The sequence below is a fragment of the Xanthomonas sp. NCPPB 1325 genome (assembly GCF_041477645.2).
Classification (GTDB): domain Bacteria; phylum Pseudomonadota; class Gammaproteobacteria; order Xanthomonadales; family Xanthomonadaceae; genus Xanthomonas; species Xanthomonas cannabis.
The window spans coordinates 77,419-90,954 of the sequence record NZ_CM192985.1; the positions used below are offsets into that span (position 1 = coordinate 77,419).

The following is a 13,536-nucleotide window of genomic DNA, read 5'->3' on the forward strand; positions in this document are numbered from 1 at the left end:
CCCACGTCCAAACCGGCCAGCCCGTAGATCGTGGGACTGGCACGCTGACACAGACAGGCACAGCGCTAGGGAGCGGTACTCAAATCCCCAAGCACATCGTCCACCTGCTCGGCCAGGTGCTGCAGGCAATGGGCCCATTGCTGCAGTGGAATCGTTGGCGTCCCCAGCGCGGCTTCGTCGCGGGTACGTGGTGTGGCCAGGGTGGCGAGCAGGCGCAGTTGGTCGCGTACGCGCAGCAGGTGGTATTGCGTGCCTTCGGACATCCAGTAACCCGGTTCGTTGTGCATGCCGCTCTCCTTGCCGTGAGGCAGCTCCCGCTGCACAACGCAGCGGGATGCCGGGAGGCTAGAAACCGCACACAGCCGGCGGGCTTATTCCCCTTGCGGGTGTTGTATTCGCCGCCCTCCCGGCGTAGGAACGCCGAGCAGTGCCAAGCCAGATGGCCGAGCACAAAAAACCCACCAAAACTCGGAGGTGGGTACCGCTGTGTGGGGAGTTTCTAGGCTCCGGCTGGAAGTGTGCGGGTGGCGCAGGGCAGGGTCAAGCTGAGGTGACTGTCCGGGTGCGGGGAAGCCGCCTACATAGAAGAATTCTCTGGCTAAGCGCAGCACTGCAATGAGTCGCTGCAACCAGTTGACACACCACCCAACGCGTAGCAATCTCGCTGCAAGGAGCCTAGAAACTCCTCACACAGCGGCACCCACCTCCGTCAAACCGGTGGGTTTTTTGTGCCTGCAGTTTCTTGCATGCGTAATCGGCGTGACACTTGCGTCGGAAAGCGGCTAATGCGAATCCCTTTGGGAAAACGCCCGCCGTCTGTGTGCGGTTTCTAGCCTCCCGACATCCCGTCGCGTCGTGCGACAGGGCTTGTTCGTCAAGGAGGGCTTTGCCATGCGTCGATCCCCATCCCGTTCCACGTCTGCGCGCAAGCGCGCCACGGTGCCGCCGCCTACCGAAATCGTCTGGCGCTCGCTGGATCCATCGATCCAGCCGCGTCCGTACCTTGAGCGCACGCCCATCCCCGAACCCCGCGCCGAACCCCGCACACCGCGGCGGCCCGGCCGCCCACGTGCGCCGCAGCAGTGCACCGTCGGCTATGGGTACTATCCCGACAGTCACCAGCGCATTCCCACCCTGCGCCTGCGCGGCCGCTGGCTGGAACAATTGGGCTTTGCCATCGGCAGCAAGCTGCACATCCGCCAGCGCGATGGCGAGCTGGTCATCAGCGTTGTAGACCCTCGCTGATCACGCCGCAGCGCATGCGCGCACCGCATGTGCTCGGCACGTTGCTGGAGACGTCGCATGATGAGTGAGGGCATGACCGGCGCGTCGCGTGCAGACCGCCACGGTGTCATCGGCCAGGTGGTCGCGGCGCGCGCATACGCCGCAAGCGCGGTGCTGGGTGAGCGCTACGGCAGCCGCCCGTGGCGCCACCGCAGCGCCTACGCCGTGCGCGAGTTGCCGGCCCGCGCGCCCATGGCGGGCATCTACGCGCTTGGCCGCTTCACCACGCGCTGGCAGGTGCGCGAGGAGCGCGCGCCGGCCAGGGAACGCTTCGACCAGGCCGTGGTGGAGCTGCAGGCGGAGCTGCTCACCTACATGCGGCGGCGCCTGCGCGACCCGCACACCGCCGCCGACCTCGCCCAGGAAGCGCTGCTGCGCCTGCTGGCCTACCGCAACACGCCCGACATCCACAGCTACAAGCTGCTGCTGTACCGCATCGCCCACAACGTGGTGCTGGAGCATTGGCGCACGCGCCACCGCAGGCACGCCTCCCGCCACGTGCCGCTGGAGGGCAGCGAACCGCTCGCCGCCGCCGGCACGGCGGTGGACCAACTGGTGGACGCCCGCCGCACCCTGCAGCACCTGCACACCCACACGCTGCCCGCGCTGCCGCCCAAATGCCGCCAAGCCTTCATGCTCAACCGCTTCGACGGCCTCACCTACCCGGAAGTCGCCGCCGTCATGGGCATCTCGGTCAAGATGGTGGAAAAACACATCAGCCGTGCTCTGGCTGCCTGCCGTGCGGCTGTGGGTGAGTGATGCCGGCAAATTGCGCCGCCGACCATTGGGGCGCATTCCGCCGTGCAGTGGTACCACGCAGTGACGCTTGTCAGGCGTAAGGGAACAGACGCCAAGGCACCGCCGCTGCCAGCGCCGCCGAGATGGAACCTGCGGCACTCTCCGCCAACGCATCGCGCAGTGGATCGGTGCTGCCGCCAGCGCTGCCGTTCGGCATGGCGTCTAGCCGCAGGCGCGCTATTGGGCGATGAGATCGAAGGTGTTGCCATCCGGGTCGGTGAGGGTCGCGTAGCGGATTTGCGGCAATGCAACGGTCTGCACCAGCGTTCCCCCAAGCGCAACCAGGCGCTCGGTTTCGCTGTCCAGATCAGGCGTCCTCAGATCGACATGGACGCGGTTGCGTTGGGTCGGCACGTGGTCGATCTTTTGAAACTGGAACAACGGCAGGTCCGGCGACGCGGCCAGTTGCACCACCGTGCCGTAGTCGTTGGCAACGGCGATCTTCAGGGCGCGTGACCACCAGGCGGCCAGTGCCTGCGGGTGGGCGGTGTCGATGGTGACTGCGTGGATCTTCATGCAGGTGTCCTTGTCATGGGGTCCGGTCAGCGGGCGCTGTCGATGAGGGAGCCGCCGTCGGGCGTGAGGCTCGACCCGGTAATGAACTGGCTGTCGGCGCTGGCCAGAAACAGCACGACCGGGGCAATGTCTTCTTCCGGCGAGCCGTAACGGCCCAGCGGATTGGTGGGCGCCGGGACGTTGGTCTCTGGCCCCCACGTTTGCGCAACCGGCAGGATGGTGTTCACCGTGATCTTGTCCGCGCCCCATTCGCGGGCGGCAGTGCGGGTGAGGGCGCGGATGGCTTCCTTGGCCATGTTGTAGGGGCCGTAGCCCGCCATCCCGACCACGCCGGCCATCGAGCCGAAATTGATGATGCGGCCGGCGCCGCTTGCCTTGAGGTAGGGGTAGGCCGCCTGCATCGCGCGCAGGTACGCGACAGGGCCAAGATCGAGGTTGCGCTGCAACTGCTCCGCCGACAGCTCGAGGATCGAGGAGAACGGCACGCTTGGGTCGAAGGCGTTGTTCACCAGGATGTCGATGCCGCCGTAGGTGGCGGCCACCGTGTCGATGGCTGCGGTGAGCTGAGCGGCCTCGCCGATGTCGCAGACAATGCCAAGTGCCGTGCCGCCTGCAGCAGTGATGTCGGCAACGACTGCATCCACGTTTGCGGGGGTGCGCGAGAGCACGGCGACCTTTGCGCCTTCTGCGGCGAACAGCTTCGCGGTTGCCCGGCCAATACCGCGTCCTGCACCGGTGACGATGGCCACCTTACCGTTGAGTCGGGACATGATGTTCTCCTTCGGGGATCAGGGTGTGCTCAGGGATGCCGCGACGACCGCGGCATACGGTGATGCGGGGTGGCGTGCGGCGTTCTGGGTAGTGAACGAGGCCACCAGCACCACCAGCCCCAGTGCCGCCGGAATGGCGCCCTTGGGGGTGCGCGCGCCCAGATGGGCCATGCCGGATAAGAGCAGGTGATAGAACATGCCGGCGTAGGCCAGCTCGCTCAGCACGAGGTTGACGCGCGACAGGATCACCAGTGGGCCCAGCAGTTTGATGGCGATCATGAAAGGCACCAGTAGCGGCGCCGAATACCCCAGCGCTGCCTGCGCCTTGCGCACGACATCGCCTTTTGCCAGATACACGGCGGCAGAGGTCAGATAGAGCGCCGACAGCAATGCGGTGCTGGCCCAGTACGTGTAGAGGGTGTTCATGGAGTTCTGCCGTGCGACAGGTGGTTGCCAGGTGCGCGCAGAATGTCGTCTAAGATGACGCTTGAAAAGTAGGATGAATATCAGGCGTTTAGTATGAAAAAGCAGACCAATGCAGCGGGCGCAATCAATATGCACGAGGAAATGCGCCGTGCGTTTGCACTGTTGTCGGGTAAATGGAAACTGGAAATCATGTGGCTGCTCAATCAGCGCGTGTATCGCTTCGGCGAGCTTCGCAAGGCCATCCCTGGTGTTACCCAACACATGCTCACCGCGCAATTGCGCGAGCTGGAAGCAGATGGCCTGATCACGCGCACCGTGTTTGCGCAGGTGCCACCGCGCGTGGAATACGCCATCACGCCAAAGGCACGCGGACTGGGCCCAACGATGGAAGCGCTGACCGCGTGGTGGCAGCAACATGGCGACAGCGTTGCAAAGCGGCCCGCTGCACGCGGGCGCAAGCCCGGCGTTTAGGACACAGTCCAGGGAGCGCGTTGTGCGCGTGCACGTGGCTTGATCACCGTTGCGGCGACACGCAGACAATCCTGGCCGTCAGCCCGGTAAATCAAAAACCATTTCCAAACCCTAAAACGCCAACGCCCCGATCATGTCGGGGCGTTGGTGCGATCTCTCGCCGAAGTGGAATGCACCGTCTACGTCGTCGTGCGTGACGCTTGACGGCCAATCCGCTGCTTCAGCGCGGCGGGCGTAATGCCTGCCTACGGTGCTGACCTGCCAGCGTTACTTGGCGGCGTCGCGCACTTTGTCGGCGACCTGGCCAGCCTTGTTCTGCACCTTGCCGACATTCTTTTCGGCAGCGCCTTCCAGCTCGGTGCTCTTGTCGCCGGTGACGCGGCCAACGGTTTCCTTGATGGAACCCTTTACCTGCTTGGCGGTACCTTCGATACGGTTCTTGTCCACGGGGTGCCTCATACGGTTGGGGATGTTGCAGCCCAGTCTGTACCCGCAGGACGTGAGTGCGACGTGGGCATGCCGTCATCCCCGCGTCAGCACGCCCAGCTGGCGCGCAGCGCCACCGCGGGGCACGCGCGCGTCTGCACGGCTTGCTGAGGTCGCTGCGTGCCACAATGCGCGCACTTTCCGCCAGGCAATGCCGTCACGTGAGCACACAGCGCCCCGCCACCGAGTCCGCCGGCCTGGAGTTTCTTGCGGGGGGCGGCGAGATGGGCGCGTTGATGCGTGCACACGAATGGGCCGCCACGCCGCTGGGCGCGCCGGAGACCTGGCCGCAGTCGCTGCGCTCGTCGTTGTCGGTGGTGCTCAACTCCACCCTCCTCGGTGCGGTGCTGTGGGGGCCGGAGCTGCGCCTGCTCTACAACGACGTGTACGTGCAATCGATGGGCGAGCGTCATCCGCAGGCGCTGGGCCAGCCGGTGACCGAGGTGTGGAAGGAAACCTACGCGCCCATCGCACAGGACTTCGCCCGGGTGATGCAAACCGGTGAGGGTTTCGGCCAGGGGGTCATCGCCTTGCCGATGCTGCGCAACGGCGTCAACGAGATGACCTACTGGAATGCCACCGCCTCGCCGATCCGCGGCGAAGACGGCAGCATCGTGGGGCTGATGAATATCGCCATCGAAACCACCGCGCAGGTGGCGGCCGACCGCAACCGCGACATCCAGCACGCGATGTTGAGCAACGAGAACACCCACCTGGTGCACGAGGTGGTGAACCGCACCAGCGAGCGGGATCGCGCGCTGGAGGCCGAAACCGTGGCGCGCCGCAATGCCGAGCGCGTGCAGCTGGCGCTGGCGGCCGGGGCGATCATCGGTACCTGGATCTGGGACCTGCCCACCGACGCGTTTTCGGTGGACGAGGCGTTTGCGCAGAACTTCGGCTTCGATCCGTCCATTAGACGCACCGGCCTGTCGCTGGAGCAGGTGATCCAGACCGTGCACCCGGACGACCGCGAGGGGCTGCGCGTGGCCATTGGCGAAGCCATCGCCCGCGGCGGTGCCTACGCGCACCAGTACCGGGTCAAGCGGCGCGACGGAAAGTACTACTGGCTGGAGGCCAATGGCCGGGTCGAAAAGGGCGCCGACGGCACGCCGCTGCGGTTTCCCGGCGTGCTGCTGGACATCGAGGCGCGCCACGCACTGTCGGAAGAGCGCGACCGCGCGCTGGCAGCACTGCGCGAGCTGAGCGACACGCTGGAGCAGCGGGTCACCGAGCGCACGCGCGAGTTGATGACGGTGGAAGAGGCGCTGCGCCAATCGCAGAAGATGGAAGCGGTGGGGCAGCTCACCGGCGGGCTGGCGCACGACTTCAACAATCTGCTGGCGGGCATTTCCGGCGCGCTGGAGCTGATGAGCCTGCGGATCGAACAAGGCCGCTTCCGCGACCTGGAGCGTTACGTGGCCACCGCGCAGGGCGCCACCACGCGAGCGGCTGCGCTGACCCACCGGCTGCTGGCATTTGCGCGGCGGCAGACGCTGTTGCCCAAGCCGACCAACGTCAACCGGCTGGTGGTGGACATGCTGGAGCTGATCCAGCGCACGGTGGGCCCGGGGATCTGCGTGGAAAACCTTGCCGCGGCCGAGCTGTGGCTGGCGCTGGTGGATGCGCCGCAGCTGGAGAACGCGCTGCTCAACCTGTGCATCAACGCGCGCGATGCAATGCCCGACGGCGGGCGCCTGTGCGTGCAGACCAGCAACCGCTGGATCGACCGCGAGATGGGCCAGCAGCTGGGCATGCCGGAAGGCCACTACCTGTCGCTGTGCGTGAGCGATACCGGCACCGGCATGCCGCCGGACGTGGTGGCGCGCGCGTTCGATCCGTTCTTCACCACCAAGCCGATCGGCGAGGGCACCGGCCTGGGCCTGTCGATGATCTACGGGTTTGCCAAGCAATCCGGCGGGCAGGTGCGCATCCATTCGGAAGTGGGCAAGGGTTCGACGGTGTGCATCTACCTGCCGCGGCATGCCGGTGCCGACGACAGCAGCGACGGCGGTGCCGCCACGCTGGAACTGGCGCCCTCGCTGGCCGGTGAAACCGTGTTGATCGTCGACGACGAACCGTCCATCCGCCTGTTGTTCACCGAGGTGCTGGAAGAGCTGGGCTACACCGTGCTGGAGGCCGTCGACAGCGCCGCGGGCCTGGGCATCCTGCAGTCGCCGGTGCGGATCGATCTGTTGATCAGCGACGTGGGGCTGCCCGGTGGCATGAACGGCCGGCAGATGGCCGATGCCGCGCGCGTGGGCCGGCCCAAACTCAAGGTGCTGTTCATCACCGGCTTTGCCGAACACGCGCAATTGAACGACCGCCATCTGGAAGCGGGCATGGCGGTGCTGGCCAAGCCCTTCAGCGTGAGCGTGCTTGCCGCGCGGGTGAAGGAGATGATTGCAAGCGAGGGTTGAGCGCTGCGGCGCCATGCAGGCGCTTGCCTGCCTGCGTGTGCCCGACCTGGCGCGAAGCGGCCGGCCTCACTCCACGCTGGAGGCCACCAGCCGTTGCCATAGCGCGGCGTTGGCCGCCTGGTCCGGCTCCAGCGTGGACAGCACGCTGAGCGCGTGCTCCTCCTGCTCGGCGCCATGGCGGGCCAGCATGGCCAGCACGGCGGCCAGGCGGCCGTAACGCAGGGCACGGCCCAACGGGCTGGCGAGCAGGGTGGTGTCGTGCTCGGGGCGTTGTTCGTCCAGGGCGGTGCCCAGGGCTGCCGGCAGGTCCCAGGTGGTGGCGATGGTCTTGGCCACCGCCGCGGTGTGGCGTTCGACCAGGGCGGCGGCGATCTCCAGGCTGTAGGGCAGGCCCGGGCGCTCGGCGTAGGTATCGCGCAGCACCCGCAGGATCACCACCGCGCCCAGGCCCTGCAACAGGCCGGCCAGCTGTGCCGACAAGGTGTCCCCGCCCCGTTCGCGCATGTAGGCGGCTGCGGCGGCGGCGGTGCGCAGGGCGTAGTCCCACACCGCTGCGGGCAGGCGCGCGTGGAGGCCACCGTCCAGGCTCAGCACCGGCTGCATGACCGCTGCGGCAACGATCTGGCGCACGCCTTCGGTGCCGATATGCACCACTGCGCGCTCCAGGCTTTCCAGCGGGCCGCCCTGCGGACGATACAGCGCGCTGTTGGCGATGCGCAGCAGGTTGGCGGCCAATGCCGGGTCTTGCGCGATGATGGCGGCAATGCCGCGGCCGGACGCATCGGGGTCGTTGACCGCACGCATCAACTGCGGCAACAGGTGTGGGCGACGCGGCAACAGCTGCGGACGCAGATCGACATGCGCCAGTGCGTTGCCGACGGCCTCCAGCACCGCCAGCTGGGCGGGGTCGCCGGGCAGGCTGGCATTGGCCAACGACGGATTGGCCATCACCGCGGCATACATGCGCCGCAGCAGCGGCCGCATCGGTGGCGGGTCGGTTGGCGAGGGGGGCGCCACGCCGTGCGTTGGCTGCGGCACGGGGGCGGTGTGGCTGTGGGAGGAAGCCGCGACGGGTGTGGCGGCCGCCGCTGCACGGGCCGGCCGCGTGGTGGGCGCGTCCGAGGCAACCGGCGTGGGCGCGCGTTGGCGCATGTGCATCCACACCAGGGCACCGACGATCATCGCGACAGCGATCAGTCCGGCAGCAAGCAGCACCACGGTCACAAGCATCATAGGCAGTCGTCTGATCAGTGCTGCGACTATCGGCGATGGCGGGCATGGCGGCAATGCGCAGCGCAGCTACCGGGCACGCTGCGCTACGGCGGCGCTTGCCAGCGGCGCTGGCGACGCACGGCCTGCCGCGCGGCCTGCCGCGCGGCTAGCGTACCGGTGCAGGCAGGCGCTGCATTGCACCGGGCATGGTGCATGCCGTTGCCGTGCGGCACTGACTGGCGCGTGGTGCTGACGACTGGTCATCCGCACCCGCGGCGCGCGCGTTGTCTGGAGTGTCGGCATCGCCGGCGCATGCCCGCGCGCGGAACAACTGGCCGTTGGCCGAGCGCCGCAGTGGTGGAGCGCGTGACCGGTCGGTAGGCGCGCTGGCGTTTAGCGTGCGTGCATGCAGTCACCGCTGCCTGCACTGCCGCCCGGCTGCCGCAATGGCGCGCATGGGCAAGCGCTGCAAGGCGCGCGTGTCTTTGCCCGCAGTGCAGCAATGAGCGGGATGTCTTCAAGCTGACCGCGGCACTGCACGTGGCGCTAACGCACCGCCCCCCACCATGTGTCACCAGCTGTGCAGTTCTAGAGCATCTAGGCAGCTTAAAGGGTGCAGGCATCCGCAGTTGGACCACCTTCGACAGGCACCGTGCAGCGCGCGGTGTCTGTTTTCATTTGTGCAGCCGTACATGACGCGGCAAGGCGCAGAAACCAATTGGTGCAGGCGCCGGTCCACGCCACCGTGGTGTGCGGTGATGATAACGGGAGCCTCCCACCGGCGTACGACGCGCTATGCCCTGGGCCGAGCCGGCGTGTGGCCCCGGGGCACAGGGCCGGTGGAACGTCATCTCGCGGTACGGGTGGCAGACCTTCAATCAGCGCCAGACACGGCGCGCCTTGCCGCGATCGCCATGCCCGGCGTTCAGTCCAGCTGCGACAGCGCCTGCTGGATCGGGGTCTGCCCGTCGATGAACCCCACCGTCTTGCCGATACTTGCCGGGGTGGCGAGTGCGGCGGCGATCACCTGGGCCACGTTGGCGCGCGACACACCGCCGTCGGCGTCGCTGCCGGGGTCGCGGGTGATGCGGCCGGAAGGCGGATCCTGGGTGAGCCGGCCGGGGCCCAGCACCGTCCAGTCCAATACGGTGCTGCGCAGATGCGCGTCGGCCGCGGCCTTGGCTTGCGCATAGGCGAAGAACCCGTCGTCCGGGCCGATGCCGTGTTCCAGCCCGGCCCCGAGATACGACACCATCACATAGCGCCGCACGCGTGCCTGCTCGGCCGCGTGCATCGAGCGGATCGCCGCATCGCGGTCCACGGCATAGGTGCGCGCTGCATCGCCGCCGCCGGCACCGGCCGACCACACCACCGCGTCATGCCCGGCCAGCTGCGCGGCGATGGCCGCGGTATCCGCATGTTCGATGTCGAACACCACCGGCGTGGCGCCATCGGTGATGACATCGCCTTCGTGCTCGGGGTTGCGGAACACCGCAGTCACGTGATGCCCGCCACGCACCAGCAGCGGCGTGAGCAAACGCGCGACCTTGCCATGACCGCCGATCACCAGGATACGGGACATATCACCTCCAACAGTGCGCGCCGCACCGGCGCGGAAGGGCGTCATCCTCGCCAACGCGGCGCTAAGGCGGTGTTATCGACGTGCCAACAGATGTTGGTGATTGAACGCCCACCTACGACGCCATCAGGCAATGTCGAGTGGCGAGAACGGCAGCTGCAGATCTTCGCCGGCACGTGCCGGTGCGATTGCAGTCCGACGACGCGGTATGCGGCTGCGCTCGCAACGCAACGCCGGCGATGTGAACTGCGCCGCAAGCGTATCCACACCCATGCCACCTCTCACGTGGCACGGGCGGCATGGCCATGCCGCGTCTGGCAGTGCAGTTCGTCGCGCGTGATCCGCAACGCATGCCGGCAGGTGCACTTCGACCACCAGGCACGCGCCGCGCCCAAAAGCTCGCCGCGCTGCGCATATCGCTGTACCGCGCGCTGACCATATCGGCAACATCTGTGACACTAGCCGGCCTTGTTGCGAGATGCGCCATGCCCACTTCCGATCTACGTCCACGCGTTGGCTGTGGCGCCTTTATCCAGCGTGCCGATGGCCGCCTGCTGCTGGTGTTGCGCGGGCGCGCGCCGGAGCAGGGGCACTGGGGGCTGCCCGGCGGCAAGGTGGACTGGATGGAGACCGTGGAAGCCACCGTGGTGCGCGAGGTGCTGGAAGAAACCGGCCTGCAGGTGCACCCGCAGCGGGTGCTGTGCGTGGTCAGCCACTTCGAGCCGGACATGGACCCGCCGCAACACTGGGTGGCGCCGGTGTATCTGGCCAGCATCGATGGCAGCGAACAAGCACAGTTGCGCGAGCCGCAGGTGCTGCTGGACATCGGCTGGTTTGCGCTCGATGCGCTGCCCACGCCGCTGACCCGCTCGGCGGTGCAGGCGGTGCGGCAGGTGCGGGCCGAGCAGGCTAGGCCGGTCGACTGAGTCGCGTCGCCGCAGCGGGACCCTAGCCAGACTTGGCGCAAGGCCGGGGCGGGAATCGGGAATCGGGAATCGAAGAGCGGCTTGCGACTCAGGCAGTGCGATGCGTGCGCGGATGGAGGGTATTGGCATCACCCACGACAGGCGCACTGGTGCCAGTGCGCCGCATTGGCCCTACGTGTCAGCGGCCCACAGTGCGCGGCACATCCACGCGCCGACGCTGTGTGGCAGCCGGCGTGGTGCGTTCAAACAGCGCCGTTACTGGCGCGTGCGGCGCTGTTGCACGGTGTGGCGACACGTTCTTCTCGCTGGCTTCGCTAGGCTCCGGGCTTGTTTTTGCAGTGAGTGGCCCATGCCTTCTTCCGATCTCCGCGCCTTTGCCGTCCGTGTGATCATCGTGCTGGCCCTGGTGGCGTGCGCGTGGATGCTGTGGACGTTGTCGGACCTGTTGCTGATGGTCTTCGGCGCGATCGTGGTGGCGGTGTTGCTGCGGGCGTTGGCCAGCTGGGTAACGCGCCACACGCGCGTGTCGGACGGGTGGGCGCTGGCCCTGGTGGTGGTGGTGCTGACGGTGGGATTTATCGCACTGCTGTGGCTGTTCGGCTCGCAGCTGGCCTCGGAAGTGGGAGCCTTGCAACGCACGTTGCCGCAGGCGTGGACGCGCTTCCACGATTGGGTGGCGGCCGGGCCCCTGGGGCCGACACTGGAAGAACTCACCCGCCAGGCGCCGGCACGTGTGTCCAACCTGGCCCCACGCGCCGGTGCGTTTGCGCTCAGCATCACCGGCGGTGTGGCCAACCTGTTCCTGGTGCTGGCCGGCGCGGTGTATCTGGCCGCGCAGCCGCAGCTGTACCGGCGCGGGGTCTTGCTGCTGCTGCCGGCGCACGCGCGCGCCACCACCGACGAGGCACTGCAGGCCAGCGGCACCGCGCTGCGGCTGTGGTTGCGCGGCCAGCTGATGGCGATGGCGGTGGTGGGCGTGCTCACCGGGCTGGGGCTGTGGGCATTGGGCATCCCCGGTGCGTTGGCGCTGGGCATCGTTGCCGGCCTGCTGGATTTCGTGCCGATCGTCGGGCCGGTCGTGGCGGCGATTCCGGCCATCCTGCTCGGGTTTACGGTCAGCCCGCAGATGGCGCTGGCCACCGCGGGTCTGTTCGTGGTGGTGCAGCAGATCGAAGGCAACCTGTTGCTGCCGCTGATCCAGCAACGCACGGTGGATCTGCCGCCGGTGTTGCTGCTGTTTTCGCTGTTCGGCATCGGCATCCTGCTGGGGCCGGCCGGCGTGTTGCTGGCCGCGCCGCTGACGGTGGTGGCGTTTGTGCTGGTCAAGCGCCTGTATGTGCAGGAGGCGCTCGGCACGCCCACCTCCATTCCCGGGCAAACACCGCACTGAACGGCGCACGCCGGCCGCAGGGTGCACGCCCAACGCAGGCCGCTGAGCGAGCCTGACGGCATTGCTGGATACCGCGTGGCGCCGCGCATTCGTGCCGACACCGGGGGCTGGGCCGATGGGGTCGCTGCGAGAACTTGCCGGAATGCCAGCAGGTGTTGCGCGTGATGGCGCGCTTTTTCAGCCGCCATCTGGGGCTGCCGCCGCCGCCATTGGCAGCGCCACTAACGCCGCGCTGACGCCGGCTAGGCACCTTGCTTACATCTGCTGACCTAGGTTGAGGCCGACTGGGTGCGGCACACGCCGCACCGATCATCGAAACAGGAGAAATCGGATGAGTCTGCAAATTCCGCAGGGTGCCTTGGTCGTGGTGGCCGACGGCGGCGAAGCGCGTTGGTTCACCAATACCGGCAACGAAGCCAAGGTCGTGCTGCGCCAGCACGCGCGCACCGACGTGCAGAACGTCGACGACGATGGCCCGGCCGGCAAGGCACCGCAGGATCTCACCGAGGCAGACCTGGACGAGATGACGTTTGCCAAGCAGCTGTCCAAGGCCCTGAACGATGGGGCATTGAAGCAGGAGTACACGCACCTGGTGCTGGTGGCCGACCCGACCACGCTGGGCCGCGTGCGCCCCCTGCTGCACAGGGAAACCCAGCAGCGGCTGGTTGGCGACTTGGCCAAGGACCTGACCAACCTGCCGCTGGAAGACATCCAGCGCGCGCTGTCGTAAGCGGCAGGCGCAGCGCCGGTGGCGCATACGCACGCCGCCGGCGCCCGGCACCTGATGTACGCCGCGTACACTCCGGTACCCGGGCGCCGGTACGTTACAGGTGCGCCTGCGCGCAATGCTGTGTTCTCACTCAGCGTCACGGAGACAGTGCAGATGGGGTTTGTTCGCGACTACGCCACGCAGGCACCGGAGCGCAGCGACATCGATGCGCATCGCGGTGTGCAGGTGCTGGAATTCGGTACCGATTGGTGCGGGCATTGCATTGCCGCACAACCGCTGCTGCAGAAACTGCTGGGTGGCTATGAGGCGATCGAGTACCGCAAGCTCGAAGATGGAAAAGGGCGCCCGCTGGGCCGCTCGTTCCGCGTCAAGCTCTGGCCCACCGTGATCCTGTTGCGCGATGGCGAAGAAGTCGCCCGCGCGGTCCGCCCGCAAACGCGCGAGGACCTGCAGCCGCTGTTGTCGGCACTCGACCTCGGCTGATTGCTGGCCTCGGCTAACTGCCATGGGGCGTACCGGGGCGCGAAGGGC

At 67.5% G+C, this 13,536-nt stretch carries 15 protein-coding genes; 8 read left to right on the forward strand and 7 right to left on the reverse strand.

Annotation, left to right across the window (positions count from 1 at the left end; all coding sequences use genetic code 11):
- Positions 1 to 65 precede the first annotated feature (65 nt).
- The gene (locus ACCQ10_RS00340) at positions 66 to 287 is read right to left on the reverse strand and encodes an XAC0095 family protein (protein WP_372361817.1); all 222 of its coding nucleotides are present in this window, start codon (positions 285 to 287) and stop codon (positions 66 to 68) included.
- Positions 288 to 891: 604 nt separating this feature from the next.
- Between ACCQ10_RS00340 and ACCQ10_RS00345 the strand changes: the two genes are divergently transcribed.
- Together ACCQ10_RS00345 and ACCQ10_RS00350 are read left to right on the forward strand one after the other, a co-directional pair.
- Positions 892 to 1,245, forward strand: a complete 354-nt coding sequence (locus ACCQ10_RS00345) for a SymE family type I addiction module toxin (protein ID WP_372361818.1) — start codon at positions 892 to 894, stop codon at positions 1,243 to 1,245.
- A gap of 60 nt (positions 1,246 to 1,305) precedes the next feature.
- A complete protein-coding gene (locus ACCQ10_RS00350; protein WP_372361819.1) occupies positions 1,306 to 2,043 on the forward strand; it encodes an RNA polymerase sigma factor in 738 nt (245 codons plus the stop codon).
- 216 nt (positions 2,044 to 2,259) lie between these two features.
- On the opposite strand, the gene ACCQ10_RS00355 is transcribed toward ACCQ10_RS00350, so the two are convergent.
- The 3 genes from ACCQ10_RS00355 to ACCQ10_RS00365 are packed head-to-tail and all read right to left on the reverse strand — an operon-like array spanning position 2,260 to position 3,794.
- A complete protein-coding gene (locus ACCQ10_RS00355; RefSeq protein WP_024940047.1) occupies positions 2,260 to 2,598 on the reverse strand; it encodes a VOC family protein in 339 nt (112 codons plus the stop codon).
- Positions 2,599 to 2,624: 26 nt separating this feature from the next.
- A complete protein-coding gene (locus tag ACCQ10_RS00360) occupies positions 2,625 to 3,368 on the reverse strand; it encodes an SDR family NAD(P)-dependent oxidoreductase (RefSeq protein ID WP_047126475.1) in 744 nt (247 codons plus the stop codon).
- 18 nt (positions 3,369 to 3,386) lie between these two features.
- Positions 3,387 to 3,794 (reverse strand): hypothetical protein, encoded by a 408-nt coding sequence (locus tag ACCQ10_RS00365; RefSeq protein ID WP_372361820.1) that lies wholly within the window; start codon positions 3,792 to 3,794, stop codon positions 3,387 to 3,389.
- Between the two features lie 93 nt (positions 3,795 to 3,887).
- Here ACCQ10_RS00365 and ACCQ10_RS00370 point away from each other — a divergent pair, with 93 nt between their 5' ends.
- Positions 3,888 to 4,265, forward strand: a complete 378-nt coding sequence (locus ACCQ10_RS00370; RefSeq protein ID WP_372361821.1) for a winged helix-turn-helix transcriptional regulator — start codon at positions 3,888 to 3,890, stop codon at positions 4,263 to 4,265.
- A gap of 267 nt (positions 4,266 to 4,532) precedes the next feature.
- Here the strand turns inward: ACCQ10_RS00370 and ACCQ10_RS00375 are convergent, their stop codons facing one another.
- The gene (locus ACCQ10_RS00375; protein WP_016902944.1) at positions 4,533 to 4,712 is read right to left on the reverse strand and encodes a CsbD family protein; all 180 of its coding nucleotides are present in this window, start codon (positions 4,710 to 4,712) and stop codon (positions 4,533 to 4,535) included.
- A gap of 167 nt (positions 4,713 to 4,879) precedes the next feature.
- On the opposite strand from ACCQ10_RS00375, the gene ACCQ10_RS00380 reads away from it, so the two are divergent.
- Positions 4,880 to 7,168 (forward strand): ATP-binding protein, encoded by a 2,289-nt coding sequence (locus ACCQ10_RS00380; RefSeq protein ID WP_372361822.1) that lies wholly within the window; start codon positions 4,880 to 4,882, stop codon positions 7,166 to 7,168.
- A 66-nt stretch (positions 7,169 to 7,234) separates the two neighbouring features.
- On the opposite strand, the gene ACCQ10_RS00385 is transcribed toward ACCQ10_RS00380, so the two are convergent.
- A complete protein-coding gene (locus tag ACCQ10_RS00385; protein ID WP_372361823.1) occupies positions 7,235 to 8,401 on the reverse strand; it encodes an HDOD domain-containing protein in 1,167 nt (388 codons plus the stop codon).
- Between the two features lie 904 nt (positions 8,402 to 9,305).
- Positions 9,306 to 9,962, reverse strand: coding sequence for an SDR family oxidoreductase (locus tag ACCQ10_RS00390; protein ID WP_372361824.1), 657 nt, complete (start codon positions 9,960 to 9,962; stop codon positions 9,306 to 9,308).
- 482 nt (positions 9,963 to 10,444) lie between these two features.
- Here ACCQ10_RS00390 and ACCQ10_RS00395 point away from each other — a divergent pair, with 482 nt between their 5' ends.
- From ACCQ10_RS00395 to ACCQ10_RS00410, 4 genes are all read left to right on the forward strand, one after another.
- Positions 10,445 to 10,885 carry an NUDIX hydrolase gene (locus tag ACCQ10_RS00395; RefSeq protein ID WP_372361825.1) on the forward strand — a complete coding sequence of 147 codons (441 nt, stop codon included), beginning with the start codon at positions 10,445 to 10,447 and terminating at the stop codon, positions 10,883 to 10,885.
- A gap of 349 nt (positions 10,886 to 11,234) precedes the next feature.
- Entirely contained in the window at positions 11,235 to 12,275 is a 1,041-nt protein-coding gene (locus ACCQ10_RS00400; RefSeq protein ID WP_372361826.1) for an AI-2E family transporter, read from the forward strand.
- Between the two features lie 331 nt (positions 12,276 to 12,606).
- Positions 12,607 to 13,005 carry a host attachment family protein gene (locus ACCQ10_RS00405; RefSeq protein WP_372361827.1) on the forward strand — a complete coding sequence of 133 codons (399 nt, stop codon included), beginning with the start codon at positions 12,607 to 12,609 and terminating at the stop codon, positions 13,003 to 13,005.
- 153 nt (positions 13,006 to 13,158) lie between these two features.
- Positions 13,159 to 13,488 (forward strand): thioredoxin family protein, encoded by a 330-nt coding sequence (locus ACCQ10_RS00410; protein WP_372361828.1) that lies wholly within the window; start codon positions 13,159 to 13,161, stop codon positions 13,486 to 13,488.
- Positions 13,489 to 13,536: the final 48 nt, after the last annotated feature.

Bases quoted from the DNA above. Each gene is read 5' to 3' on its own strand.
- ACCQ10_RS00340 (WP_372361817.1), bottom strand. From the start codon at position 287: ATGCACAACGAACCGGGTTACTGGATGTCCGAAGGCACGCAATACCAC.
- ACCQ10_RS00345 (WP_372361818.1), top strand. From the start codon at position 892: ATGCGTCGATCCCCATCCCGTTCCACGTCTGCGCGCAAGCGCGCCACG.
- ACCQ10_RS00350 (WP_372361819.1), top strand. From the start codon at position 1,306: ATGAGTGAGGGCATGACCGGCGCGTCGCGTGCAGACCGCCACGGTGTC.
- ACCQ10_RS00355 (WP_024940047.1), bottom strand. From the start codon at position 2,598: ATGAAGATCCACGCAGTCACCATCGACACCGCCCACCCGCAGGCACTG.
- ACCQ10_RS00360 (WP_047126475.1), bottom strand. From the start codon at position 3,368: ATGTCCCGACTCAACGGTAAGGTGGCCATCGTCACCGGTGCAGGACGC.
- ACCQ10_RS00365 (WP_372361820.1), bottom strand. From the start codon at position 3,794: ATGAACACCCTCTACACGTACTGGGCCAGCACCGCATTGCTGTCGGCG.
- ACCQ10_RS00370 (WP_372361821.1), top strand. From the start codon at position 3,888: ATGAAAAAGCAGACCAATGCAGCGGGCGCAATCAATATGCACGAGGAA.
- ACCQ10_RS00380 (WP_372361822.1), top strand. From the start codon at position 4,880: ATGCGCGCACTTTCCGCCAGGCAATGCCGTCACGTGAGCACACAGCGC.
- ACCQ10_RS00385 (WP_372361823.1), bottom strand. From the start codon at position 8,401: ATGATGCTTGTGACCGTGGTGCTGCTTGCTGCCGGACTGATCGCTGTC.
- ACCQ10_RS00390 (WP_372361824.1), bottom strand. From the start codon at position 9,962: ATGTCCCGTATCCTGGTGATCGGCGGTCATGGCAAGGTCGCGCGTTTG.
- ACCQ10_RS00395 (WP_372361825.1), top strand. From the start codon at position 10,445: ATGCCCACTTCCGATCTACGTCCACGCGTTGGCTGTGGCGCCTTTATC.
- ACCQ10_RS00400 (WP_372361826.1), top strand. From the start codon at position 11,235: ATGCCTTCTTCCGATCTCCGCGCCTTTGCCGTCCGTGTGATCATCGTG.
- ACCQ10_RS00405 (WP_372361827.1), top strand. From the start codon at position 12,607: ATGAGTCTGCAAATTCCGCAGGGTGCCTTGGTCGTGGTGGCCGACGGC.
- ACCQ10_RS00410 (WP_372361828.1), top strand. From the start codon at position 13,159: ATGGGGTTTGTTCGCGACTACGCCACGCAGGCACCGGAGCGCAGCGAC.